This window comes from Alteromonas sp. K632G (genome assembly GCF_017653625.1).
GTDB lineage: Bacteria > Pseudomonadota > Gammaproteobacteria > Enterobacterales > Alteromonadaceae > Alteromonas > Alteromonas naphthalenivorans.
The window spans coordinates 102,602-127,785 of the sequence record NZ_JAGGDM010000008.1; the positions used below are offsets into that span (position 1 = coordinate 102,602).

The following is a 25,184-nucleotide window of genomic DNA, read 5'->3' on the forward strand; positions in this document are numbered from 1 at the left end:
GCAGAAACACCCGCTACGTAAGTAATGTCTTTACACTATTTACAGCTTAGTCTTTGCAGCTACGCGATTACACTTTAATAAGTTTAGCTATTCTAGCTTGCCCGTTAACTATCATTCGCTGAGTATTAAAACGCAGCTTTAGAAGTAACACATAAGCAAGCGGCACCAAAAATAAACTGGTCATGGTGGAGAACACTAGCCCACCAATAATGGCAATTGCCATTGGCGAGTAAGGCGGTCCGTCGCCACCTATTCTTGTTGCACCCATTGCTAGCGGTACCAGGCCGAGTACGGTTGTTGCCACTGTCATCAGAATAGGTCTAATACGAGATTGTGCCCCCAGCACAACTGCGTCATACAGGGTTATTCCCTCATTAACCAGTTGGTTAATTCTATCTACTAACACAATCCCGTTGTTCACCACTATTCCCATTAGAATTAGCATGCCTATCATGCCCATTATTGACATGGGAGTACCAGTGACCATAAACGCCCAAAAAACGCCAGTGAATGAAAAGAGTAACGACGTAATTACCGAGGTAGGCAACACTAGCGATTCAAATAGCGCAGCCATCACCACATAAATCATGCACAACGCGAGCAGCATATTCATTTGCATCACGCCGTTGGCCTCATCTTGACGTGAAAAACTGCCATCAAGCGTCCACTGGTAACCAGTAGGTAATTCGATGTGCGCAAGGGCTTGTTGAATGCGTACTTTCGCGTCTTCTATAGTGGCATCGTCTTGTAAGTTGGCACCAATAGCTAACGCCGTTTGCCGGTAGCTTCGATTAATTTGCGAAAGCTGCTGCACTACCGAGAAATCCGCCACCATTGCCAGGGTGATTGCTCGGTCTTGATTAAAACCAATATTAATATGCTTAAGTGCATCTAGTGATTTTTGAACATCGCTGCCATAGCGAAGTTGAACATTAACTTCACCCGCATCACCATATCGAAATGTGCGTAAATTAGCGCCTCTTAATGCTGTAGCCACAAGCTGAGCTACGTCACTCACTTGAATGCCTAACCGGTTTGCCTTTTCTCTATCAATTCGAATTTGCAGTTCGTCACGTTTAGAACCAGTATCGGCTTTTACGTCGGTGAGGCCATCAATATTAGCGATGATAGGAATAAGGCGCTCTGATATTTCTAACAGGGTATCTGAAGATTCACCCAACAAAGTAATGCGAACACCGCCACCATTGCCACTGTCCCATTGAAATGAGGGGCGAGCTCTAACAAAGGCAGGCATGTTTTCCCGAATATCTTCTTTAATAGCCCCCACAGTGACAGGAAGGTCGTCGTTTAGGGTTATTCCACTTACCGCATGTCCTGGCGTAAAGTAGGTATACACCTGCTTAATATGGAAGCGTTCTTGATTTTCATATAAAAACGCCTCCATTTTATCCACCGTTTTTTCTACTTCATCAAGCGTGTAGTTCTGAGTAACGTGATAATTAAGCCATATACGTTCTTGGTTATCGTTACCTTCATCATCAGAGGTGACTACCTGCATAGGAATAATAGTAGAGAGTAGAATACCCAAAGCAATCAGTGATGTTTTTCCTTGATTTACCATTACCCATGACAAAACTCGCCCATATCTCGAAATATAGCCTGGCGTACTGTTTTCCTTCGCTTCGGGAATCGCTATTTTTGTAGTGAGCAAAGGGATCAAGGTTTTAGCGATAAACAACGAGGCGAACAGTGAGATACAAATGGCTATGGCGACGTGCTCTAAAAATATTGTGACATCAATTTTCACTCCAACAATATTAGGTAGAAATACAATGGCCGTTGTAGCGGTTCCTGCAATAACCGCCAAGCTGACATTGTTAACCCCACGCTGAGTGGCGCGGCTAATGTTGTTATCTTGTTGTCGTTCTTGAAAGATACTTTCGGTAATAACCACCGCATTATCAACCAACATTCCCACCGCTAACATTAACCCCATTAAGGATAAAATATTTAGGGTGTAGCCCAATAAGTACATTACCCCTAAGGTGATGCAAATGGAGAAAGGGACCGAAAGCACCACAATTAATGTCGTAGTCAGTTGGCGTAAAAACAAATACAGCACCACGATAGAAAGTAATGCGCCTAACAACCCAGCACTTAGCAAATCAGACAGTGATGAGGTTACACTTTTTGCCACATCGTCCATAACAAACAGGTTAATACCGGTAAAGGCAGGGTCAGACTTGGCATCCTCAATCACCTCCATCACGGCAGACGAGACTTCGACTAAGTTACTCCCAGACTCTCTGAAAATATTAAAGCCTACCGCAAAGGTTCTATCTAAGTGACGACCTTCGCTTTGCTCCGGCAATTCAAAATTGATGGTGGCGATGTCGGACAGTCGCACATTGGGTGAAACCCACATGTTTTCGAAATCGGCCATGTCGGTAAATTCCCCAACGGGATTAACCAGTATTTTCTCGCCGTTGTCGTACATGTAGCCTGCGGTTAAAGAAAAGTTGGCGTCTTGCAGTTTTTGCCCTAAGGCAGTGACATCAACTTGATAGGCGGTCATTAATTTCGGATCTAACCGAATAGTAATTTGCCTTTTAAGTGTGCCGTAGAGTTCAACCTTAGATACGCCTGCAACACGCTCAATAGGACGCTTTAAGTTGCGCTCTAGCAAGTCATACGCGAGGGATAAATCACGGTCGCTCGATACCCGTAGTTGGAAAATAGGCATATCATTGGTGTTGAACTTGTAAACCATGACACGCTCTACATCTGCAGGAAGCAAGTGACGAATAGCATCAATTTTTTCTCTGGCTTCTACACTTTTGGCTTTAAGGTTCTCATCCCAATCAAACTCAACGATTATTTCCGCTTTATTTTCATACGACCTTGCGCGCAAACGTTTAATTCCCGACATGGTGGCGATGGCTTCTTCCACCGGACGAGTGATCATGGTTTCAATTTCTACCGGGGTGGCATCGGGGTAGGGCACCTCAACCACCATTTCAGGAATATCGATGCCAGGGAATTTTTCTAGTGGCAGTAACTTCCCAGAGACTGCGCCGAACAGCAGCATGGAGATAAACACCATGCCTATGGTCACCGGGCGGTTTAACGCAAAACGTGCTAATGATGCGCCAATACCCTTTATCGTACTTTCATTAGGCGTTTTCATACGTGCCTCCCGAAACCGCTGAGTCTTGGTTTTTAACCACCACGGTTGATGCCTTTTTGTCGAAAAGACTGTAAAGCACCGGCAGCAGTATTAGGGTAAGCAAGCTAGAAAATAGCAATCCAAAAATGACGGTAATGGCCATAGGTGTGCGTATTTCAGCGCCTTCACCTAATCCGAATGCCATGGGCATCAAGCCTAAAATGGTGGTAAGGGTTGTCATCACAATGGGGCGTAAACGGGTTTTTCCTGCATCGATGATGGCTGCGGTTTTTTCCATGCCGTTAGCACGCAATTGGTTAATGCGATCAACCAACACAATGGCATTGTTAACCACTATACCGCACAGCATAATAAGCCCAATAAACACCACCACATTTAATGGCGTATTGGTAAGCCATAAGCCATACACTGAACCCGCACCAGCAAGGGGAACCGCAAACAGTATAAGCAGTGGGTGCAGTAGTGATTCAAATTGCGACGCCATAACCAAGTACACCATAAAAATAGCCAGCGCTAAGGCAAATTGCAGCGACCTAAAGCTATCTTGCATATCTTCACTTTGCCCAGTCACCGTTGCATCCATCGACAAGGGAAGTTGCGTGTTGTCCAACACCTTATTGACCAAGGAAACGGCTTCATCCAGCTTCCCTTTTGCTAAATTGGCTGAAATTAATGCCACACGCTGTTGGCCAATGCGCGTAATTTCACTGGGGCCAACGCTCATGTAAACATCAGCAACAGCACCAAGGGGAATAGGTTGTGATGCATCAGGGTTTACGACAATGGCGCGTACATCGTTTATGTTGTCACGCTGGCTATCTTTGGTTCTTACCAGTACATCAACTTTTCTATCTTCAAGGCTATATTGTGTGGCAACACGGCCACCGATTTTCGCGGCAATTAAAGACGACACCGTGGCAGCATCAAGGCCTAAACGAGAGAGCTTGGCATGATGAAACTCAATTTTTAGTTCTGGGTTACCTTCACGAATACTGGTAGCAATATCGGTGAAGTTGTCGTGTGTACTTAGCTCGTGGGCAATTTTATCGCTGTAGGTTTGAAGTTGGCGTAAATCATATCCACTGACTTCAACTTGAATAGGCGAGGCAAAAGTAAAAAGTTCAGGCTCAGTAAAGGTAGCTTGAACATTCGGGTAACGGTTAAGGGCATCGCGTAGAGCGGCCTTTACCTTATCCATATTGCTACTCGCATTTGTGTTTTCGCCCGCGCTGGTATCAGCATTAGGGTTCATTACAATATTGAGTCTTCCCCAATGATCGCCACCTTGGCTAGGCGCGGCACTAATCAAACTTCCTGTACCCGACATAGCATAAGTTCTTGCTACGTTTGAATCTACCGCGGCTATTGCCGATAAGTTTGATAATGTTGCATCTGTTGTACTTAGTGGTGTTCCTGCGGGCAGAGTAATATCTACCGAGAATTCACCTTGCGACATAGTGGGAATAAGCTCCATACCTAATTTAGGGACAAGAAGCAGCGCACCACCCGCTGACACTAAAGCTACTACGACCACAAGCGTTCTGGCCTTCAAGCTAGCAATTAGGGCACCGTGATAGGCTTTCTCTAGAGCATTAAAGCCCTTGTTGAATATCCAAACCAATGGCGTAAATAATAGCGACAAGCCCTTTGCAAGAATATGCCATGCACCAATTACTAAGGTAATTAGCGCAGCAGGCAAATACACAAACACAAAACGAAGTACCATTGAAAAAGGCCATTTTATAAAATAGACAATTTTCCCAAGCAAGGAAGTGGGGCGCGCTTTGGCGGGCGTTGAAAACGTATCTTCGTGGGCAAGCTTTGTTTTTTGCTTTCTTCGCGCCATGGCGGGAATAAGTGTAAGTGCCACAACCAACGAGGCGGCAAGTGCAAAGCTTACGGTGAGGGCTTGATCTTTAAACAGTTGGCCTGCAATGCCTTCTACAAAAATAAGCGGTACAAACACGGCCATAGTGGTTAGTGTAGAAGCGACAATGGCGCCAGAGACTTCCTTAGTGCCCGATGCAGCGGGATCATCAGTTAAGGCGTTTGCACTACTAGTATCAGCAACAGCATCGTTTGCCAACTTGGCTTGCTTACGCTTTTTATGGCGATCGATGTTTTCTAACACCACAATACTGTTGTCGACAAGCAAACCTACGGCCAGTGCAATCCCCCCTAAACTCATCATATTTAGGCTGATATCATTGGCGTACATTAGGTTAAAGGTGGCAATAACCGATACTGGAATTGACACAGAGATGATGACAGTAGTCCAAAAATCTTTAAGGAATAGGTACAGCACTAACATGGCAAGCAGACCGCCCATTATTGCTGCAGATTTAACATTATCAATGGCTTGCTTTATAAACACACTCTGATCGTATATTTGCGTCAGTGTGTAATTCGCAGGTATATCATTTTCAATTTCACTAAGACGAGAGGCTATTTTCTTGGCTACATCTACCGCATTTGCATCCCCTTCTTTGTATATCGCAATCTCAACCCCTTCATTACCATTGAAGCGAGTTACCACACTACGATCTTTATAAGCACTTTCTACACTAGCCACATCTTTTAATTGAATATTTCTACCTTCGAAACGGCCAATAAAAAGGTTTTCAATTTCGGTCAGGTTTTCAAATTGATTCAGGGTGCGCACTAAGAATGCTTGAGCATCGCCTTCAATACGACCACCCGCGGCGTTTACATTTTCGGCTTTAATACGATCGATAATACGGGTAATAGGAATAGATAACTGGCTGGCTTTACGTTGGTCGATAAGAATGTGTACTTCGTTTTCAAGACCACCGCCAACACGTACAGCAGCAACACCTTCAACAGATTCGAGGGCCCGTTTCACTTGCTGTTCGCCGTATAACCGTAGCCTTTTCATTTGGGCGGTAGACAGTTGCCCCGAAAGCACATCTTCAGTAAGCCCCAGCTTTATAACCGGATCTAAACTTGGGTTAAAGCGCAACAGGCGAGGTTTCTCAATATCGAGAGGAAGTTGAAGTACATCAAGTTTTTCCCGTACTTCTAAGCTCGCGAAATCCATGTCGGTACCCCATCTAAACGTCATCACTACATCTGATTGGCCAGCACGAGAAGTAGAGGTTACTTTTCTTACCCCTTTTACTACGCCAATAGCCTCTTCAATAGGTTTAGAAACAAGTTGTTCCACTTCGCCTGGCGCTGCACCTGTGTAATCGGTTCTAATGGTTAACGTGGGGTAGGAGAGGTCGGGCAGTAAATTTACCGATAACCGACCTAATGAGACCATACCAAACAACAGCACAGCAAAAGTAAACATAGACACGGCAACCGGGCGTTTAACCGCTATATCAACAATACGCATGGTATTTTCCTTCTTATAGCTGGCTTAGCCGTTGACTACATCTACAGGGGCTTGGTCTTTTAAGTTTTGGTGGCCAGCGGTAACGACTTTCTCGTCACCTTGTAAGCCGCTTAACACCTCAATCATTTCGTCTTGTTCAAAGCCAGTAACAATATCGACTTTTGTGGCTATGTTGTCTTTAACAACAAAGACGCTATGTTGATTGTCCATCGTGATAAGGGCACGACGTGGAAGTAGCGTAGCGCTATTGTGGAGTGCATATTCGAGGGCCACGTCGGTAAACATGCCCGCTTTTAATACGTGTTTTTCATTCGGCACCGCAAGGGTGACTTTAAATGTTCCAGTGGCAGCATCAATAACGGGGCTAATTCGCTCGACAGACGCAGTTAACGATTTATTACCTAGTGCAGCAACAATAAGGGTGGCGGGTTGACCTACCGCCACATTTTGTAATTCGTTTTCAGGTAAATACACCACACCTTGTAAATTCTGCTGTTGAACAATATGAAACATGCGCTCTCGTTGGAAAGACTCAGTCAGGTTACCAACTTTGGCATTACGAGAAGCAATAAATCCACTGATAGGGGCAGTAATGGTGGTTTCTTTTAAATCTAGTTCAGCAAGATGAACCGATGCTTTAGCTGACTCATATTGAGCGGTCAGTTTGTCGTAGGTATCTACACTGATAAGGTTTTTAGAATACACTTTGTTTACTTTATCTAACTCACGCTCAAGACCAGTTAAATCTGCCTTTGCCTTCGCAAGGTTAAGTTCGTATCTGCGTTTATCTAGTTGCGCAAGCACTTGGCCTTTTTCAACGTAATCACCTTCTTCTACCACTATCTGTTCAATAATGCCTGACGCTCGTGCTACCACAAACGCTTCTTCTCTTGCTTCCAAAATAGCGGTAGTAGTATACGTGGAGCTGATTGAACCATTGGTTACTGCAGCGGCTTCTACCGGTATGGCTATCACCGTTTCAGAAATTTCTTCTGTGGGGTTTATCGCATCGGCGTCGGTACACGCGCCTAATAGCAAAGATAAAGAAAGTATGCCGCCGGTAAGGGACAGTGTGCGAAGAGTGTTAAACGAAGCGTCCATGGTCAAATACCTGATTGTTGTCGTTAATTATTAGATTATTACCAACTAACAGCAGCAACCATGCCAGTAAGTGTAAGAAGATATTTATATGTTAATAATCAGGTGGTTAGCTTGCTTTTGGTGGGGAAATAAAAAAGGGCCATCAATCACTGATAGCCCTTTACACTAATAGGTGGCGTATTAGCCTAATTGTGTGTGGATTCAACTAAAGTATAGCTGGTGGTGATCTCCACATTGCCGGTTAGCATCAACATTACTGAGCAATACTTTTCGGTAGAAAGTTGTACTGCACGTGCTAATGCTTTCTCGGTCACGCTGCTTGCTACCACTGTGTAGTGAGCATGAATTTTTGTGAATACCCGTGGGGCGTCATCAGCACGATCGGCTTCTAATTCACATTCACAGCTTTCAATCTCGTGACGACCCTTTTTAAGGATGTCTACCACATCAATACTGGAACAGGCGCCAACGGCTAACAATACTGATTCCATTGGTGATACTGCATTTCCACTACCGTCCATGACGGTTTTATACCCACTGTCGGTTGTACCGGTGAAAGTGAGGTCTTTATCCCATGAAACTTGAGCTTTCATTGTACTTCCTATCTATTACTTCCTGCTTACGACTGGCCTGCTTACGACTGGGTAAGACGAACAGCATCTGCGCCAATGGTGATTTTCTTTTGTTTGTACAACGCGCCTAATGCTTTTTTATACGCGGCTTTACTCACATTAAAATGCTGGTAAATAGCATCGGGCGGACTTTTGTCCGTGAGTGTTGAAATGCCACCGTGGGCTTCCAAATCATCTAAGATGGCTTGCTGCAAGGCATCTCGGGTTTCCTTATCATGACGCTGCAACACCACATCAATTTTGCCATCTTCACGGATGGTTTTGACTACGCCGTCGGTAGATTGGCCTACTTTAAGTGGTTTAAATGCATCGCTATGAAATATTAAGCCCAGGGCTCTTTCATTCAATACCACTTTAAAGCCTAAGTCTGACTTGGCATAAACCAAGCAACTTACATTTTCACCTTCGCTAAGATAGGCGCTGCCTTCTTTAAGGAAATAGTGCAAACGGGTTGCACCTAAAATTCGATTTGTTTTTTCATCAAAGAAAGCGTGAACAACGTAATACATGCCGGGATCTATAGGCGATTCTTGATAATCGGCGGGAATGAGTAAGTCGTTCTCTAGGCCCCAGTCGAAGAATGCACCGAAGTGGGTAGCCGAGACCGCTTTGAGTACCTTGGTTTCACCCACTTGTATGCGCGGTGGCTTCAAGGTAGCAAACAAATCGCCTCGTTGATCGGTAGCCACAAACACATCTAGGGTTTGCTCCACTTCCAGCGGCGTGGTTACTTCGTCGTGAGGTAAGGTTACAGTAGGCATATCTTCACTACTGTAGTCGGTTTCATCTACATTATCGGCAAGTGGTGCTAGCGCATAGCCAAACGGATATTCGGCGACCACTTTTAATGTATTAATTTTTCCAATATTTATCATTAACACTGACTTTTAAAAAAGAACAGGTAACATGATATCGGATTGAGGTTAAGAGCTAAACACTTATGAAGTTAAATTGCGATTTAGGTGAAAGTTTCGGTGCATGGCAAATGCCTGTAGACGCCGACATTATGAAATTTATTGACCAAGCTAACATTGCGTGCGGCTTTCATGCCGGTGATCCCGTAGTGATGAAACAAGCGCTGTATCTGGCTAAAAACAGTAATGTTGAAATAGGCGCGCATCCTTCTTATCCCGATTTACAAGGGTTTGGGCGTCGAAGTCTCGCTATGCCAATAAAAGAACTGATAGCCTGTGTTCAATATCAAGTTAGTGCATTGATGGGTATGGCCAGTATTGTTGGCGTGCCAGTGAGTTATGTGAAACCCCATGGAGCGTTATACAACGATATGATGCTTGACCCTCAAGTGCGTACCGCGGTCATGCAAGCTGTGGGGAGTATTAACAAAGGCCGGTTGGGGTTGATGGTGCAATCTCACGCACACAATGAAGCCTTGGTGCTTGAAGCACAAGAATATGGATTGACGTTAATATTCGAAGCGTTTTCAGATCGTCGCTATACCGATGAAGGTTTTTTGCAGCCCCGCTCACAAGAAGGCGCGGTGTTAACCGCCGCAGAAGCGCTAACCCAAGCGAAGCTTTTGATTGAAGATGGTGAAGTTGTCACCGTTAGCGGGCAAAGACTGCCATTGCAGGCTGACACACTGTGCGTACATGGCGATACCGCGGGTGCTGTCGAGATTGCACAACAAATTCGTGAATGCATGAAATAGGTGGCTCAAAGGTATAAGGAATTTACAAAGTAGAAGAAAACACCAAGTGATTTCATTTTTTACTTAATAAATCACGTAAATGCCTTAACGTCGCCATAATTTCACCCTTTTTATTAAGGATATTACTATGCATCCCTTTGGGGATATTAAGCAGATAGTACCTGCTGGCTTAGATGCCATACTTTTGTACTTCGCGGGCGACACGGTAGATGTTGCCAATGCGCGATGTCAGCATTGGTTGCATTCCATTACGAGCATGACGTTTCCATGGCTAAAAGAATGTGTTCCAGCCTACGACTCATTGCTGCTGGTTTTTGATGCTCATAAAGTGGATAGCCACTTTGTTTATCAGATGCTTCGCTCGCTAGCAGCACAAGATGCGAATATGAGTATCAATGGTACTGGCGGCATTAGCGCAAAAACTCATGAAATACCTGTGTGGTATGGGGCAGAGCCGGCTAACGACTTAGCGTTGGTAAGCCAAAAAACGGGGTTAAGTGAGCAGGATATTATTGATGCTCATATTAGCATGACTTACAAAGTTTACGCCGTGGGCTTTGCCCCTGGCTTTGCTTATATGGGGAATGTGCCCGAAACCTTACAGTGCGCTAGATTAGAAACGCCACGAAATAAGGTACCTAAAGGGGCAGTGGCGATTGCCGACGCGCAAACTGCTATTTACCCATCGTCATCGCCTGGTGGCTGGCACTTGTTAGGTTTATGCCCACTGAATTTAGTGGACACTAGCCATAACGCGCTTTTAAAAGTAGGTGACAATGTTAAGTTCGCGCCCATTTCAGAACAGGAATTCAGAGACTTGCATGAAGGTTAGTGTTGAACAAAATGGTTTGCTGAGCCTAATTATCGACAACGGTCGGCAAGGTAAACAGCACCAAGGCTTTTGTCAGTCAGGCCCTATGGATGAAGAAGCATATTGGTGGGCGAATTATTTGGCCGGTAACCAAGAAGGTACGCCCTGTATTGAAATTATAGGGTGCGCAAAATTTGTGTGTGATACCGATGCGCAAGTTGCTGCCACGGGTCGTAGTGTGGTTTGCCTAGTAAATGAACAGTCTGTTTCTCCATTTGAAACTATCTTTGTTAAAGCGGGTGATCGGGTATCTATTGACAGTGAACACATGGGCAGTAAGGCCTATCTTGCAATACACGGTCGGTGGCAAGTGCCTTCACCGCTAGGCAGTGCGAGCACGGTCTTGCGCGAAGGTATAGGCGGCCTTGAAAATAAAGGCGCGCCGTTAGGGGGTGGCGATACCATCAATATTGAAACCCCAACAATACAAAGTGCTCACAGGGCTTTAGCACCGAAGCACTGGCCGCAATACGACTTGAGTCAGCCCTTAGCGCTTATCTTAGGCTACCAAGAAGACAAGTTTAGCGCTTCTGAAAAAGGGCGTTTGTTTTTAAACGAGTATACGGTAACAACAAATATTAATCGTATGGGCTATCGACTGTCTGGTTCACCCATACATAGCAATATGACTAAAATGCGTTCTGAGGCTATACATATCGGTGCGATGCAAATTCCGCCCGACGGACAACCTATTGTGATGATGCGAGACAGACAAACCTTAGGCGGTTATCCAAAGCTTGGCAGTGTAAGTTTGCTTGATGTTAATCGTTTAGCGCAAGCCGTGCCGGGGGAAACTGTTACCTTCATGAGTCAGCATTACGATGATGCCCGCGCCGCATTTTTATTAAATTGGCAAAAACGATTTCGCCTTACAGGAGAATAAGAGTGACCATTGCATTTTTAAACGGCGAATTCATGCCGTTATCAGAAGCTAAAATTTCCCCCATGGACCGAGGCTTTTTATTCGGTGATGGTATTTACGAAGTTATTCCTACTTACCACGGTAAAGCGGTAGGGATGACCGGCCACTTAAGCAGAATGCGCGATGGCTTGGCGGCTATTTCTATTACTAACCCATACAGTGCACAGCAGTGGCAGCAAAATCTAGACGGGCTTATCGACGCCAATGCCAGCCATTTTCCAAGCGGAAACATTGGCGTGTATTTCCATATTAGTCGTGGAACGGACACCAAGCGTTATCATGCCTACCCGCAAAATATTACGCCTACCGTATTTGGTTTTGCCTTTGAAATTGCGCCAGCTCAACCGTTAGAAGCAGCCAATGTTAAGCCCTTTAAGGTGGCGCTTGAAGAAGACAAGCGCTGGCAGCGTTGCCATATCAAATCAACGTCATTGTTAGGTAATGTGATGCACTTTCAGGCGGGGGTAGATAGTGGTGTGCAAGAAACTATTCTGCACAACAGTGACGGTATTATCACTGAAGCGAGTTCTTGCAACGTGTTTATGGTAAAAGATAATGCCATTTTTACCCCACCATTAGATAACCAGCTGTTACCTGGAATTACTCGTCAAATAGCGTTAGAAGCATTTAACCGAGCGGGTTTGGCAGTAGAAGAAAAGTGGTTTACTAAGGAAGATTTATTCAATGCAGATGAAGTGTGGTTAACCTCTTCAAGCAAAGAAATTGCGCCTGTCGTTGAAGTTGATGGTAAAACTATTGGTAGCGGTGAAGTAGGGCAGATGTGGGAGAAAGCCATAAAGGCTTATCACAATTATAAGTTTGAGGCTTAGGCCTAGCGGCTAAAACTTAAAGGCTGGCTTACAATAACGTAATTTACATTGAAGGATAGGGAAGCGCATGCAGGCAAAAATACCTAAGCAGTTTCCCTAAATTTAATCTCATAGGGAAATACTTTACTTGTTTCTTTTACACTTTTACCTTCAATAATTGATATCAATGCGCGGGTGGCTAATTCAGCCATCTCTCTTCTCGGTGTGAATACCGTGGTAAGGGAAGGGTAAATAGCTTTCGCAAAACTTAAGTCATTGAAACCACATATATCGATGTCTTTTCCAGGTTTGATCCCCCTGCGATTACATTCCATTACGGCGCCCGCTGCAAGTTCATCACTCACGAAAAATACGGCATCTAAGTCTGGCCACTTGTGAAGCGATTCTGCAAGCAGTTCTGCGCCTGCTTGAAATGAGGCATCAGCGCGTGATTGAAGACACATATCATCTTGAAGACGTGCATTGTAAAGCGCTTGTTCCCAACCCCGCTTTCTAAGTACGGCACGCCAGTCTAGCTGCAGCGAACAAAATGCGATTTTCCTTCTGGCTTTCTCGTTTATCAAGTAGTCTGTCATTGCTTTTGCCGCATTGAAATGATCTACGCCATAATTGATGTCGAACGTAGACTCCGACATATCCATAATTTCCGCGACCGGCACATCGGTGGTTTTTAACATTCTTACGGTTTCGTCAGTATGACGACTAGAAGTGAGAATAAAACCCGAAACCGCTTGTTGAATATAGGATTCAACAATTCGTTCCTCTCCTAACGCTGAATAGGTAGAGTCACCTATCATTAAGGCATAACCAAGTTCATCTGCAACCGTTTTTGCACCTGAAACTACCTCGTTAAAAACATTGTTTCCAAATGAAGGGAGTAGTAAGGCAAGCGTTTTATTGTTTTGTATAGATAAGCTCTGCGCGGCGCGGTTAGGAATGTAATTTAAATCCTTAGCCGCTTTCTTTATTTTCAGTGATAACGCTTTTGAGATGCTACTTGAATCTTTAAGGGCGCGAGAAACCGTAGTTTTGTGAATACCTAAATGTGCGGCGATGTCTGAAATGGTTGTGCGTTTTTTAATATTTTTCATAAGGTAGATTCATTTTTATTATTGTTGCACAGTTTACTTATTTCACTGTAATGGGGCGTTATACTCTCGTTTGAAAAGGCGTCAAATTTAGGGGCTATGAAGCATCTATCACTGAGCTGATAAACGTCTTGCATTTGGCCACCACCTCATCGATGCTTTGTGAAACATCCACAAAGAAAGCCTCATTTTTATTTGGTATTTCAAGGGTAGCAAACTGACTTTTGAGCATATCATCGCCCACAAAAAAATGCTGTCTTTGTTTAAGCCTTTGGCCAATGGTATCGGTAGAGGCATGTAAGTAGATGAACCTTACATTCGATTGAACGCTTTTAGCTAATGGATTTTTTTTCTCTTCAGCTTGCCTTCCTGTTAGCTCTTTATTAAGCCCTTCACTTAGCCCTTCACATAATAATGCTCGGTAGGATGCTTTAAGCGCTGAACAAGAAATAATAGCGCTTCGATCATTCGCCAAATGATCTTTGGCTATTTTATTCAAATGCGTTAGCCAGTCCCATCTGTCGGCATCTTCTAACGGAATCCCAGCAGACATTTTTTCTACGCTAGCCACAGGGTGATAACTATCACCTTCCTCAAAAACAAGTCTCAGTTCAGAAGCCACACGCTCGCCGATAGTAGATTTCCCTGTGCCTGAAACGCCAGTAATAAAGAAAACGGTATTTGCAGTCATTTAACTACCTTTTTAACTCAATGCTAAGGAAAGTGCTCAACACTAGGATGACTTATTTAAAATAATCATAAGTTGGAAACCGGTTGCGTTCAAGGTTTCTTTATAATATTGTTACGGCGAATGCGTAATTTGTTAACGTGGTGTTGCGTAGAATAACAACGGGTTGCCTGGGTGTTCTCTGTTTACTAGATAATAAGAATTTTCATTACGTACTTCAGAATTTTACGAGCCGGTAACTGCAGGTTCAAGTACAGACTTAAGTGCAGGTTTATAGGGAAGAAACATGTCAGATACCTTTTCGCTTCTTTTTTTCGCCATAGTCAGCATTGTACTGCTGGCCTATTTGGTTATTGCTAGAAAAGTACATGCCTTTATTGCCATTATTATCGCAGCAGCTTTTGTAGGACTAGGCACGGGAATGGACGCCACAGAAGTGCTCAATTCCATGCAAAGTGGTATGGGAAATACACTTGGTTTTGTTGCTACCATAGTGGGGCTAGGCGCAATGTTCGGGCAATTCCTAGAAGAGTCGGGTGGTGTGGATAGATTAGCGCTAACCATCAAGCAGAAGTTCGGTGAAAAAAATAGCCAATGGGCACTGGTTATAACCGGTTTCCTTGTGGCGATACCGGTATTTTTTGAGGTAGGACTCATTATATTAATGCCGCTGATATATTCAATGGCGCAAAAAACCGGTAAGTCGTTAATTTATTATGGCATTCCTTTAGCAGCAGGGCTTGCGGTTACCCATGCCTTTATTCCCCCCACGCCAGGGCCTGTAGCCGTAGCATCTATATTAAATGCCGACATTGGACTAGTGATTTTATTTGGTTTTATCGTTGGCGTGCCATGTGCTTGTATTGCAGGCCCAATTTACGCTTCCTATATCGCCAAAAAAATCCAAGTGCCAGTGCCGGAACATATTAGAAATATCGAGGCTAGGCCAGTAGAAGCATTGCCCTCGTTTTCATTAGTGGCCGCTTTGTTATTCTTTCCTCTTGTTGTGATCCTCGTCGGGTCAATTGCGAAATTTGTGCTAGCCGACGGCATAGTAAAACAGGTATTTATTTTTGTTGGGCATCCTTTCATCGCACTCACCATCGCGACCTTGGCATGTTTTAAGTGGCTCGGAATAAACCAAGGCTTAAGCGCAGATCAAGTGAGAAATGTGGCATCGAAAGGGTTAGAGCCAGTTGCACTCGTGATATTAGTGACAGGTGCGGGTGGTATGTTCAAACAAGTATTAATCGATTCGGGGGCAGGTCAAGCCTTTGCCGATGTAGTGGCACTTTCACCCTTACCACCGCTAATGGCTGGGTTTCTTATTGCCATTTCCGTCAGGATTATTCAAGGCTCAGCTACCGTTGCAATGTTAACGGCTGCTGGTCTGATGGCTCCCGTTGTTAATGCTTTGTCGTTATCACCGTCTTTATTAGCGCTAATGACCATCTCTATTGCTGCCGGAGCTACAGCAATGTCGCATGTAAACGATACGGGGTTTTGGATAATTAACCGCTATTTCGATATTTCGGTAAAAACCACCTTAATATCCTGGACGTGCATGGCCACTATTATTGGCGTTGTGGGGCTAATGCTAACCCTACTCTTAGCGATGTTCGTTTAATACGTACTCGTCTATAGCTACACATAGTAAACCTTGGTTTTAGAGCGCTTACTAGAAACTCATTTTTATGACTACTTATTATATTTATTGAAGAAACCGGTTTCCATTCTTGGTTGCAGTTATAATTGTGGTATGTGTATTTTGTTGAAGCTAGTCAGAAAGGGCTCTATTTTAAATGCTACGGTAGGGCGAAAATTGATAGACGCTATACGCTATTTGAGGGCGAACTAGGAGGTGAATATGCGGTGCTACTATGCGGTAATACTATGCGGTAATACTATGCGGTATTACTATGCAGTACTGGCGTTTATAACAAAAAGCCCTTCAATTCACATTAAAGGGCTTTTGCTAAACAGAAGTGCTTTGCGGTAACTAATCGTTACCTTCGCAATTTCCATCTGTACATTCACCATAAAGATACAAACTATGATGTGTAAGCTTGATATTGTGCTTCTTCGCAATCATGTCTTGGCGCTGCTCGATAATATCGTCTTCAAACTCAATTACCTTGCCACATTTTAGGCATACTAAGTGATCGTGATGTTCTTTGTGGCTTATTTCAAAAACTGATTTGCCACCTTCAAAATGATGGCGATTCAAGATACCCGCATCATCGAATTGGTTTAGTACGCGATAAACTGTTGCAAGGCCAATCTCTTCCTCTTGCTCGATCAGAATCTTATACACGTCCTCTGCACTGATGTGTTGATTTTGAGGTTCTTGCAAAATTTGCAAAATCTTTAGACGTGGCAGGGTTACTTTTAAACCTGCTTTTTTAAGTTCTTTATTCTGATCCATTACAACCTACTGAGAACGAGATGTTTATCAATGGAGCTATTATAGGTAACTCGTCAGGATTTAAAAGTAAAACTACTGTTTCTTGTTCGGTACGATGGAAATTCGAACGAATTAGAATTTTTTATTGAAGTGGCATCTTGTCGACTATTTTGTTTTTTGAGGACAGACCAGTTTGTAAGTGTCAGTTATTGTTAATAATTAATAGCATCTATTTAAACTCTGAGTGCATATTTTTAACATTCTGTTAAACTTGTAGTAATAATGGTAAAACGAGGTTGGTACGTAGATTTCATCGCGTGCTTAGAATTATGCCAATGCAATTAACGGTTATAAATAAAATAAAACTAGGTTTTGGCCTTTTTGGTTGTTTGTTACTCATCACAAGTATTCTTTCTTATTTCGGTTTAAACGACATTAGACGTTCAGCAGAAGACGTGGTTGAGCGGAAAATGCCAGCTCAAACCAGTATGCTTAAAGTCAAAACCGAGATCCTATCTTTATCTGTGGTTACGGCAAATGGCTTTCACGAAAATACACCCAGCGCGTTGGCCCAAAATCAACAAAAGTTTAAAACGCTATCAGACGAGTTTGTGCAGGATCTCAAGAACCTAACTATTATTCTTCCTAGCAATCCAATTGCGGTAGAAGCGGTAAATGCAAGTTTAGCCTACGTAGAAAATAGTCATGATATGTATGCAGCATTAGCGCAGCGAATCACGATAGAACGCGCGTTGGGCGAAAAATTGAGTGAAGTAATGAGCGAGGCAGATGAAGCAAGCGCCTTAATGCTGGATTTGTCTTACTTAGAGTCAGACAGTCCAAGCCTAGACACATTAATTGGTGCAGGGACGAATATCGATAACAAGCTGCTTACCACCACAGATTCTTTTAGCGAACTTGCCGCCAGTATAGATGCACAAGAAACGGCCAATATAATTGACGATATTAAATATCAAATCAGTAATATTACGGTAGATAAAGATTACTTAAACCGCCTTGCACTTGATATTGATGATGGGGGCACGGTAGCTGCTTTCAATGAACAATTTGCTTTACTCATTGAAAACGTAAACGGCACCAACGGTTTGGTGGCGCTACAACAACAAAAGTTAAATGAAATAGCCGTAGCTCAAGCGAAAAAAGACGAAGCATTAACGGCGTTGCAGGTGGCGTTAAGCAGCATTAATACATTATTTGATAGTGTGCAGTCTGAATCAATTGAGGGTCAAAATGCGATTTTGGAATCTGTGCAAACCAACTTAGTTAAAAACTTTGTTGTGGCAGTGATTGGCCTGATTGCAGCGATTACGTTAGGTGTGCTGGCGACCCGAAGCATCTCTACGCCCCTTGGAAGAATTAATGAAGGGTTAACTCAACTGAGTAAAGGGGATTTAAGCCACACGCTACCTGAAATAGGGAATGATGAATTCACGGCGCTTTCCGTCAAAGTGAATAGTTTAACCAATAGTTTGCGAGAGTTAGTGGGGAATATTTTAGAACAAGAAAAACGCTTAATTACCATTACTAAAGAAAGCGTCGCCTTAGGTGAAAAAAGCTTACAAGGTGTGGATGAACAACGTAAACAAGTCACGGTAATTTCTACTAATACCCAAGATGTGCAAAACACGAGTCGTAGCAATTTAAGCCAAATTAATGATGCTATGGAAGCGCTGCATACCGTGACCGCACAAAGCGAAGAAATTAGTGTGCTAGTTGCCCAAAACCGCAGTCAGGTAGACAGCCAAGCCCGACAGGCTGAAGCATCCGCAGATATTATAAATCGTTTAGATGGACACTCACGCAGCATTGGCAGCATTCTTGACGTTATAAAAACCATTGCTGAGCAAACCAATTTATTAGCACTTAACGCAGCAATTGAAGCCGCTAGGGCAGGAGAGCAAGGCAGAGGTTTCGCCGTAGTCGCTGATGAAGTGCGCACCTTGGCAAATCGTACACATAACTCGACCGAAGAAATCGAGTCTATGATAGGCAACCTTCAAAAAGATGCTGAGAAAGCGGTAAAAGCCATAAATGCGGGCAGGGAACAAGCCCAAGAAGGGGTGGAAATTACGCAACAAGTATCTCAGCAGGTTGAAAGTATTCGAGAAATTATTGCTCGTTTAAGCCAAATAAATGAGCATATTGTTACAGATACTCAGCAACAAGATGTATTACTGGCAGATGTAGCCTCAAGCTTAAATACCATTGTTGCTCTGGCTGACTCCAGTGCTCAGAGTACCCGCCAAGCCAATGAGTCGACTATGATGCTAGATGCGCAAACTGACAGCCTTAGAAAAGCGGTGGAGCGTTTTCAGCTTTAACTTTTTTTGTGGTGTGAATATCGCAACAAATAATAACGCAAACAAAAACGCCGCTAACAAAAGCGGCGTTTTTATTACTAATAAGCATGAAGCTTGTGAACTAGGCTAATTCAGATAAACACAGTTCGTCATGAATTTGCTTACACCAAGACTTTACACGTGATTCGGTAAGCTCTGGTTGACGGTCTTCATCAATGCCTAAGCCTACAAAGTGGTTGTCGTCTGCCATACCTTTAGAGGCTTCGAAATCGTAACTTTCGGTAGGCCATTGTCCTACTAAAATGGCACCACGGCCTTCAACGATATCGCGAACCATACCCATAGCATCAAGGAAATATTCTGCATAATCTTCCTGATCGCCACAGCCAAAAATAGCTACCAGCTTGTCGGTAAAATCAATGTCTTCTAATTCTGGGAAGAAATCATCCCAGTCACATTGCGCTTCACCGTAGTACCAAGTAGGGATCCCGAAAATAAGCAAATCAAACTCTGCTATATCTTCTTTGCTGCTCTTGGCAATGTCTTTTACATCAATTAGCTGTTTACCCAGTTCCTTCTGGATCATTTTCGCAACATGTTCGGTATTACCGGTGTCACTTCCGAAAAACAGGCCAACGCTTGCCATATCAAACCTCTATTATTCGTTACTAGTTACTATACACCTGTGCTTAGCCAGAACCATTCAATGATTCCTTTTGCTAGGAAACCAATGGCCCCTAAGCCTAATACCCCATAAGTCACAACACGCCCAATTAACGGCACGTTATTTTTTGATAGGACATCGTGTACCGCAAAGCTCATCAATACAAATAGTATAAATAAACCGCCGTACAGCATGATGGATTCAATTAGCTCAAAGTTTTCTGCAAGCATAGTGTCTTTATTGGAAAAAATCTGGCGCAACTATATCACAGTATATACGCCTAGCAGAGTCAAAAAGGGTCAAAAAAAAGTAATAATAGGCATTCGCATCTTAGATAACGCTAACTTGCCGTCTTTTCTAATGTGCGAGCCACAATTGCATTGAAAACACTTGGTTTCTCAGCATGTAGCCAGTGTCCTGTACCCTCAATAATGTGGGCTTTGGCACTAGGGAAATATTTCGCAATTTCCTTCCTATAAGAATTATTAATGTAATCTGATTCAGCACCTTTAATAAACAAGGTTATCCCATGAAAGGTCAAATTACTTTGAGGCCAATCAAGTATTCGTGAATAACTGGCAATTAATCCATCGACATTGAAACGCCATTTCCACTCGTCGCTGTCAGTTTGGTACAAGCTTTTAAGTAAAAACTGCTGTACACCAGGCTCTTTAACGTATTCAGAAAGAGCGGCTTGTGCCTCTTTCCTATCACTTATCGCGTCAAGTGGGACGTTTTTAAGGCCATCGAACACTGCTTGATGACTATGTGAATATTTCACGGGGGCAATATCTGCCACAATTAAATGGCTAACACGGTCAGGGTTCAATAACGCAAATTGCATTACCATTTTACCGCCTAAGGAATGGCCTAAAAAAGCCGCTTTATCAATCTGGTAATTATCGAGTATTTCAACAACTCCCGTTACCGCAGCTTCCAACGTAAACCCGTTAGTCCAAGGGGATTGTCCGTGATCAGGTAAATCAATACTAATAATATTGTAGGTGCTTTCAAAGTGACGCTTAACGCCTGCTAAGTTATCAGCACTGCCAAACAAACCATGAACTAACACTAACCATGGAGAATCTTTTTGGGCTTCGGATAATTTGAAATGCAAAGACACTTTATACCCTATTAAAAATAGTAATTAAGACTAGTAGTGGGGGAGAATTTAAAAATGACAAGAGATAGAAAGAAGGGGTAGCAGTAAATTTATTCACCGCTAGCCCATTTTATAGCACAAGTACTATGCGTTTACTGAATAGTCTTCCAACGACTTTCCGCTTTCAAGAGCTTCTTTATATACGCGAGGCATACGACCGATGCCTGTCCAAGGGTGGGTAACACCTTCGCTATCTGTTAATTTATATTTAACAGGGCGCTTTTTACCTACCTTTTTAGGGGCCTCTTCATTTAATGATTGTAAGTCTTCGAAATTTAAACCCGCTTCTTCCATTTGTTTTTTAATTTCTTCAAGCTTGGCGCGTTTTTCTTGACCAACTTTTTCTTCTTCAAGCGCTTTTTCTTTTCTTTTATCAATAATATTTGCAAGTTTTTCTTGCACTGTTTCTAGCTCTTGAATGCTTAATTCCTTTACAGCACCTTGTAAACGTCTTCCATGGGTTAAAATATCTAAAAATTCGTTCATTTAATAACCTTTGCGTTTCGTAGTGGATTTTTCAGGCGAATCATAATTAAATTTAGCACAAAAAAAAGCGGAGAAAGTCCGCTTTTTAATTTTTTAAGATAAATGGCTTTAAATTACATATTTGGGTAATTTGGTCCGCCGGCACCTTCAGGCACAACCCAACGAATATTCTGTGAAGGATCTTTAATATCACACGTTTTACAATGCACGCAGTTTTGCGCATTAATTTGAAAACGCTTAGACCCTTCCTCTTCAATAATTTCGTACACCCCAGCAGGGCAGTAGCGCTGTGCAGGCTCTGCATATTTAGGGAAATTAACTTCTAGTGGAATAGAAGCATCTTTTAATTGTAAATGACAAGGCTGCTCTTCTTCATGGTTTGTATTTGATAAAAATACTGAAGAAAGCTTATCAAAACTTAAAACGCCGTCCGGTTTAGGATAGCTAATTTCTTTAGCATCAGAGGCCAAATCAAGTTGAGCATAGTCTTTATGTTCGTCTTTCATGGTGAAAAATAAATTACCATTAAAGAAGTTCTGCTCAAGCGTATTAAATGCGCCCCCCCAGAAATTACCTAATTTATGAATAGCCGGTCCGAAATTACGTGAACGGAATAATTCATCATATACCCACGAATTTTTAAATTTATCGGTATAGCCAGTTAATTCACTTTCAGGGGCTTCTGCATTCTTCGCTAAAGCTTCAATAATAGACTCAGCAGCTAGCATGCCTGATTTCATAGCCGTGTGATTACCTTTGATTTTCGCAAAGTTAAGCGTACCTGCTTCACAACCTACTAATATGCCACCGGGGAACGTCATTTTAGGTAAAGAATTAAAGCCACCTTTTGCAATTGCACGGGCACCATAAGAAACACGCTTACCGCCTTCTAAATATTGTTTAAAGACAGGATGGTGTTTTAATTGTTGGAATTCATCAAACGGGCTTAAGTACGGGTTGCTGTAGTTCAAATCGACGATAAGGCCTACGAATACCTGATTATCTTCTGCATGGTATAAATAACTACCGCCAGTTGCGTCGTTTAGCGGCCAACCAGCACTATGTACGACTAGACCAGGCTGATGTTTAGCAGGGTCGATATCCCAAATTTCTTTGAAGCCTATTGCGTAATGTTGTGGCGAAGCGTCTTTATCAAGCGAGAAATGCTCGATAAGGTCTTTACCTAAATGCCCACGGCAACCTTCTGCAAATACGGTGTATTTCGCTCGAAGTTCCATGCCAGGCATATAGCCATCTTTGGGTTGGCCATCTGCGCCAACACCCATGTCACCCGTTAATACACCACCAACACTGCCGTCGTCATTATAAATGACCTCTGAAGCTGCGAAGCCAGGGAAAACTTCCACACCCAGTTGTTCCGCTTGTTCAGCTAACCAACGACAGACGTTACCCATCGACACAATGTAGTTACCATCGTTGTGCATGGTTTTAGGGGTAATCGCGTTTGGTAGGCGTTTTGATGATGATTCACTATTCAATAAATAAATATGATCTTCGGTCACTGGGGTGTTCAAAGGTGCGCCTTTTTCCTTCCAATCTGGAAAAAGTTCGTTCATTGCTCTAGGCTCAAATACCGCACCTGAGAGAATATGTGCACCCACTTCAGAGCCTTTTTCGACAACACAGACCATGAGTTCTTGGTTGTTTTCATTGGCAAGCTGCATAAGCTTGCAGGCGGTTGATAGTCCAGCTGGGCCGGCACCGACGATGACTACGTCAAACTCCATCGATTCTCGTTCCACGGGTGGCTCCTTATGTTCGATTTTTTATAGTGCACTATTGATGAAACAAATAATGCGATGTGTCAAAAACATGTAAATTAATTGTCGTCCTGAAAGGTAATCTAGGTTGACGTTTACGTCAACAGTAAGTACATTGCAGGGAGTTTACGTTAACGTTAACTAGCAGCACAAATACTGTGCAAGTAAACGTGGTGTTAATGATATTTTGGGTCTAGCCTTTTGAAAATGTCTTCGCCACAACGCAAAGTTAGCGTAAAGCACATTGTTTAAGTTTCAGAATGCGTGGTGAAGTAACGCTGTTTCCTTAACCGCTTATTAGCATGGAATAGCAACATACACCGACGAACTCAACAATTGAGGTAAATATGAAAATACTCGTCCCGGTCAAACGCGCGATCGATTATAACGTTAAAGTAAGAGTGAAGGCCGATAACTCTGGCGTTGATCTTACTAACGCTAAAATGGCCATTAACCCTTTTTGCGAAATTGCTGTTGAAGAAGCAGTAAGACTAAAAGAGAAAGGGATAGCGACAGAAATCGTAGTGGTTTCTATTGGCGATAAAAGCTGCCAAGAACAAATTCGTACTGCGTTAGCACTAGGCGCCGACCGCGGTATTCAAATTGATACAGACCAAAACCTAGATTCGCTTCAAGTGGCTAAGCTTCTTGCTAAAGTTGTTGAAGAAGAACAGCCTCAGTTGGTGGTGTTAGGTAAACAAAGTATCGATTCAGACAATAACCAAACCGGGCAAATGCTTGCTGCATTAACCGGTATGCCTCAAGGCACCTTTGCATCAGAAGTAGCGGTAGACGGAACAAGCGTTAACGTTACCCGTGAAGTTGATGGCGGTCTACAAACCGTTGCCTTAACGTTACCAGCTGTTGTGACTACCGATTTACGTTTGAACGAACCTCGCTATGCTTCGCTGCCAAACATTATGAAAGCGAAACGTAAGCCACTGGATGTTAAACCAGCTGCTGACTTCGGTGTGGCACTTGAATCTAACGTTAAAGTTCTCAAAGTAACGCCACCGCCTCAACGTGAAGGTGGAGTGAAAGTGGCGGATGTTGCTGAGTTGGTCGAAAAACTTAAGAATGAAGCAAAGGTGATCTCATGACAGTTCTTGTATATGCCGAGCACGACAATGCTAGCTTGAAGTCAGAAACTGCAAAAATGGTTCATGCTGCAGCAAAAATGGGCGGTGACATTCATGTGCTTGTAGCGGGTGAAGGTTGTCAGGCTGTTGCTGACAGTGCTGCGCAAATTGACGGCGTAAGCAAAGTATTGCTTATCGACAATGCAGTTTACAAATATCAGCTTGCTGAAAACGTTGCCGATCTTGTGTTATCACTTGCTGATGATTACAGCCACCTATTAGCGGCCGCTACTACAACAGGCAAGAACTTCATGCCTCGTGTTGCTGCACTTTTAGATGTTGCTCAAATTTCTGACATCATTGGTGTCGAAAGCGAAGATACCTTTATCAGACCTATTTATGCTGGTAACGCTATTGCGACAGTACAATCGTCTGATAGCAAAAAGGTGATCACTGTGCGTGCCGCTTCTTTTGATGCTGCAACAACAGGTGGAAGCGCTGAAGTAACGACACTAGATGTGGTTAAAGAAAGCGAAAAATCTAGCTTCGTCTCTGAAGAGCTTACTGAGTCTGAGCGCCCTGAGCTAACGGCTGCTGAAGTGGTTATCTCTGGTGGTCGTGGTATGCAAAATGGCGAAAACTTCAAGTTACTTGAAGGTATTGCTGACAAACTTGGTGCTGCTATTGGTGCATCACGTGCCGCAGTTGATGCGGGCTTTGTACCAAATGACATGCAGGTAGGCCAAACCGGTAAAATCGTTGCACCGCAGCTGTATATTGCTGTAGGTATTTCTGGTGCTATTCAGCATCTTGCCGGTATGAAAGACTCGAAAGTCATTGTTGCTATCAACAAAGACGAAGAAGCGCCTATTTTCCAAGTAGCGGATTATGGCCTTGTTGGCGATTTATTTGATGTGTTACCTGAACTAGAAAACACGTTATAAAAAACACGTTTAAAAATCAAAAAAGGCTGCCTTCAA

General features: G+C 43.2%; 21 protein-coding genes. 8 read left to right on the top strand and 13 right to left on the bottom strand.

The window, feature by feature from the left end; genetic code table 11:
* Window positions 1-67: 67 nt before the first annotated feature.
* From J5X92_RS09785 to J5X92_RS09805, 5 genes are all read right to left on the bottom strand, one after another.
* Window positions 68-3,148 (bottom strand): efflux RND transporter permease subunit, encoded by a 3,081-nt coding sequence (locus J5X92_RS09785; RefSeq protein ID WP_208805618.1) that lies wholly within the window; start codon window positions 3,146-3,148, stop codon window positions 68-70.
* The gene (locus tag J5X92_RS09790; RefSeq protein ID WP_208805619.1) at window positions 3,135-6,506 is read right to left on the bottom strand and encodes an efflux RND transporter permease subunit; all 3,372 of its coding nucleotides are present in this window, start codon (window positions 6,504-6,506) and stop codon (window positions 3,135-3,137) included. The genes J5X92_RS09785 and J5X92_RS09790 overlap by 14 nt, the downstream gene beginning before the upstream one ends.
* A 24-nt stretch (window positions 6,507-6,530) precedes the next feature.
* A complete protein-coding gene (locus J5X92_RS09795; RefSeq protein ID WP_208805620.1) occupies window positions 6,531-7,607 on the bottom strand; it encodes an efflux RND transporter periplasmic adaptor subunit in 1,077 nt (358 codons plus the stop codon).
* Window positions 7,608-7,792: 185 nt separating this feature from the next.
* Entirely contained in the window at window positions 7,793-8,200 is a 408-nt protein-coding gene (locus J5X92_RS09800; protein ID WP_013784307.1) for an OsmC family protein, read from the bottom strand.
* Between the two features lie 41 nt (window positions 8,201-8,241).
* The gene (locus tag J5X92_RS09805; protein ID WP_126873571.1) at window positions 8,242-9,114 is read right to left on the bottom strand and encodes a S1-like domain-containing RNA-binding protein; all 873 of its coding nucleotides are present in this window, start codon (window positions 9,112-9,114) and stop codon (window positions 8,242-8,244) included.
* A 65-nt stretch (window positions 9,115-9,179) separates the two neighbouring features.
* Between J5X92_RS09805 and J5X92_RS09810 the strand changes: the two genes are divergently transcribed.
* The 4 genes from J5X92_RS09810 (at window position 9,180) to J5X92_RS09825 (ending at window position 12,531) form a co-directional block, all read left to right on the top strand.
* Entirely contained in the window at window positions 9,180-9,908 is a 729-nt protein-coding gene (locus tag J5X92_RS09810; protein WP_126873570.1) for a 5-oxoprolinase subunit PxpA, read from the top strand.
* Window positions 9,909-10,035: 127 nt separating this feature from the next.
* Window positions 10,036-10,740: a carboxyltransferase domain-containing protein gene (locus J5X92_RS09815; protein WP_126873569.1), complete on the top strand. Its 705-nt coding sequence runs from the start codon at window positions 10,036-10,038 to the stop codon at window positions 10,738-10,740.
* Complete coding sequence (locus J5X92_RS09820) at window positions 10,730-11,662, top strand: biotin-dependent carboxyltransferase family protein (RefSeq protein WP_126873567.1); 933 nt, start codon at window positions 10,730-10,732, stop codon at window positions 11,660-11,662. The genes J5X92_RS09815 and J5X92_RS09820 overlap by 11 nt, the downstream gene beginning before the upstream one ends.
* Window positions 11,663-11,664: 2 nt before the next feature.
* Entirely contained in the window at window positions 11,665-12,531 is an 867-nt protein-coding gene (locus tag J5X92_RS09825; RefSeq protein ID WP_126873566.1) for a D-amino acid aminotransferase, read from the top strand.
* 83 nt (window positions 12,532-12,614) lie between these two features.
* Here J5X92_RS09825 and J5X92_RS09830 read toward each other — a convergent pair whose 3' ends face one another.
* Both J5X92_RS09830 and J5X92_RS09835 read right to left on the bottom strand, forming a co-directional pair.
* Window positions 12,615-13,622 (bottom strand): LacI family DNA-binding transcriptional regulator, encoded by a 1,008-nt coding sequence (locus tag J5X92_RS09830; RefSeq protein WP_208805621.1) that lies wholly within the window; start codon window positions 13,620-13,622, stop codon window positions 12,615-12,617.
* Window positions 13,623-13,716: 94 nt separating this feature from the next.
* Window positions 13,717-14,310, bottom strand: coding sequence for an AAA family ATPase (locus J5X92_RS09835; RefSeq protein ID WP_208805622.1), 594 nt, complete (start codon window positions 14,308-14,310; stop codon window positions 13,717-13,719).
* 283 nt (window positions 14,311-14,593) lie between these two features.
* Between J5X92_RS09835 and J5X92_RS09840 the strand changes: the two genes are divergently transcribed.
* Window positions 14,594-15,934, top strand: coding sequence for a gluconate:H+ symporter (locus J5X92_RS09840; RefSeq protein ID WP_126873562.1), 1,341 nt, complete (start codon window positions 14,594-14,596; stop codon window positions 15,932-15,934).
* 372 nt (window positions 15,935-16,306) lie between these two features.
* Here the strand turns inward: J5X92_RS09840 and fur are convergent, their stop codons facing one another.
* Window positions 16,307-16,732: a ferric iron uptake transcriptional regulator gene (gene fur, locus J5X92_RS09845; RefSeq protein ID WP_057792126.1), complete on the bottom strand. Its 426-nt coding sequence runs from the start codon at window positions 16,730-16,732 to the stop codon at window positions 16,307-16,309.
* A 314-nt stretch (window positions 16,733-17,046) separates the two neighbouring features.
* Between fur and J5X92_RS09850 the strand changes: the two genes are divergently transcribed.
* Window positions 17,047-19,053: a methyl-accepting chemotaxis protein gene (locus J5X92_RS09850; RefSeq protein ID WP_126873560.1), complete on the top strand. Its 2,007-nt coding sequence runs from the start codon at window positions 17,047-17,049 to the stop codon at window positions 19,051-19,053.
* 100 nt (window positions 19,054-19,153) lie between these two features.
* Here the strand turns inward: J5X92_RS09850 and fldA are convergent, their stop codons facing one another.
* From fldA to J5X92_RS09875, 5 genes are all read right to left on the bottom strand, one after another.
* Window positions 19,154-19,678 carry a flavodoxin FldA gene (fldA, locus tag J5X92_RS09855; protein ID WP_013784294.1) on the bottom strand — a complete coding sequence of 175 codons (525 nt, stop codon included), beginning with the start codon at window positions 19,676-19,678 and terminating at the stop codon, window positions 19,154-19,156.
* Between the two features lie 29 nt (window positions 19,679-19,707).
* On the bottom strand, window positions 19,708-19,926 hold the full coding sequence (locus J5X92_RS09860; protein WP_013784293.1) for a DUF2788 domain-containing protein: 219 nt from the start codon (window positions 19,924-19,926) through the stop codon (window positions 19,708-19,710).
* A gap of 110 nt (window positions 19,927-20,036) precedes the next feature.
* The gene (locus J5X92_RS09865) at window positions 20,037-20,819 is read right to left on the bottom strand and encodes an alpha/beta fold hydrolase (RefSeq protein ID WP_126873558.1); all 783 of its coding nucleotides are present in this window, start codon (window positions 20,817-20,819) and stop codon (window positions 20,037-20,039) included.
* A gap of 123 nt (window positions 20,820-20,942) precedes the next feature.
* Window positions 20,943-21,344: an H-NS family nucleoid-associated regulatory protein gene (locus tag J5X92_RS09870; RefSeq protein ID WP_126873556.1), complete on the bottom strand. Its 402-nt coding sequence runs from the start codon at window positions 21,342-21,344 to the stop codon at window positions 20,943-20,945.
* A 113-nt stretch (window positions 21,345-21,457) separates the two neighbouring features.
* Entirely contained in the window at window positions 21,458-23,107 is a 1,650-nt protein-coding gene (locus J5X92_RS09875) for an electron transfer flavoprotein-ubiquinone oxidoreductase (protein WP_126873555.1), read from the bottom strand.
* A gap of 365 nt (window positions 23,108-23,472) precedes the next feature.
* On the opposite strand from J5X92_RS09875, the gene J5X92_RS09880 reads away from it, so the two are divergent.
* The gene (locus J5X92_RS09880; protein ID WP_126873553.1) at window positions 23,473-24,225 is read left to right on the top strand and encodes an electron transfer flavoprotein subunit beta/FixA family protein; all 753 of its coding nucleotides are present in this window, start codon (window positions 23,473-23,475) and stop codon (window positions 24,223-24,225) included.
* A complete protein-coding gene (locus tag J5X92_RS09885) occupies window positions 24,222-25,148 on the top strand; it encodes an FAD-binding protein (RefSeq protein ID WP_013784288.1) in 927 nt (308 codons plus the stop codon). Before J5X92_RS09880 ends, J5X92_RS09885 begins: the two co-directional genes overlap by 4 nt.
* Window positions 25,149-25,184 lie beyond the last annotated feature (36 nt).

What these genes read in the sequence shown, in the direction of transcription:
- J5X92_RS09785 (WP_208805618.1), bottom strand. Translation starts at nt 3,148, where the DNA reads ATGAAAACGCCTAATGAAAGTACGATAAAGGGTATTGGCGCATCATTA.
- J5X92_RS09790 (WP_208805619.1), bottom strand. Translation starts at nt 6,506, where the DNA reads ATGCGTATTGTTGATATAGCGGTTAAACGCCCGGTTGCCGTGTCTATG.
- J5X92_RS09795 (WP_208805620.1), bottom strand. Translation starts at nt 7,607, where the DNA reads ATGGACGCTTCGTTTAACACTCTTCGCACACTGTCCCTTACCGGCGGC.
- J5X92_RS09800 (WP_013784307.1), bottom strand. Translation starts at nt 8,200, where the DNA reads ATGAAAGCTCAAGTTTCATGGGATAAAGACCTCACTTTCACCGGTACA.
- J5X92_RS09805 (WP_126873571.1), bottom strand. Translation starts at nt 9,114, where the DNA reads ATGATAAATATTGGAAAAATTAATACATTAAAAGTGGTCGCCGAATAT.
- J5X92_RS09810 (WP_126873570.1), top strand. Translation starts at nt 9,180, where the DNA reads ATGAAGTTAAATTGCGATTTAGGTGAAAGTTTCGGTGCATGGCAAATG.
- J5X92_RS09815 (WP_126873569.1), top strand. Translation starts at nt 10,036, where the DNA reads ATGCATCCCTTTGGGGATATTAAGCAGATAGTACCTGCTGGCTTAGAT.
- J5X92_RS09820 (WP_126873567.1), top strand. Translation starts at nt 10,730, where the DNA reads ATGAAGGTTAGTGTTGAACAAAATGGTTTGCTGAGCCTAATTATCGAC.
- J5X92_RS09830 (WP_208805621.1), bottom strand. Translation starts at nt 13,622, where the DNA reads ATGAAAAATATTAAAAAACGCACAACCATTTCAGACATCGCCGCACAT.
- J5X92_RS09835 (WP_208805622.1), bottom strand. Translation starts at nt 14,310, where the DNA reads ATGACTGCAAATACCGTTTTCTTTATTACTGGCGTTTCAGGCACAGGG.
- J5X92_RS09840 (WP_126873562.1), top strand. Translation starts at nt 14,594, where the DNA reads ATGTCAGATACCTTTTCGCTTCTTTTTTTCGCCATAGTCAGCATTGTA.
- fur (WP_057792126.1), bottom strand. Translation starts at nt 16,732, where the DNA reads ATGGATCAGAATAAAGAACTTAAAAAAGCAGGTTTAAAAGTAACCCTG.
- J5X92_RS09850 (WP_126873560.1), top strand. Translation starts at nt 17,047, where the DNA reads ATGCAATTAACGGTTATAAATAAAATAAAACTAGGTTTTGGCCTTTTT.
- fldA (WP_013784294.1), bottom strand. Translation starts at nt 19,678, where the DNA reads ATGGCAAGCGTTGGCCTGTTTTTCGGAAGTGACACCGGTAATACCGAA.
- J5X92_RS09860 (WP_013784293.1), bottom strand. Translation starts at nt 19,926, where the DNA reads ATGCTTGCAGAAAACTTTGAGCTAATTGAATCCATCATGCTGTACGGC.
- J5X92_RS09870 (WP_126873556.1), bottom strand. Translation starts at nt 21,344, where the DNA reads ATGAACGAATTTTTAGATATTTTAACCCATGGAAGACGTTTACAAGGT.
- J5X92_RS09880 (WP_126873553.1), top strand. Translation starts at nt 23,473, where the DNA reads ATGAAAATACTCGTCCCGGTCAAACGCGCGATCGATTATAACGTTAAA.
- J5X92_RS09885 (WP_013784288.1), top strand. Translation starts at nt 24,222, where the DNA reads ATGACAGTTCTTGTATATGCCGAGCACGACAATGCTAGCTTGAAGTCA.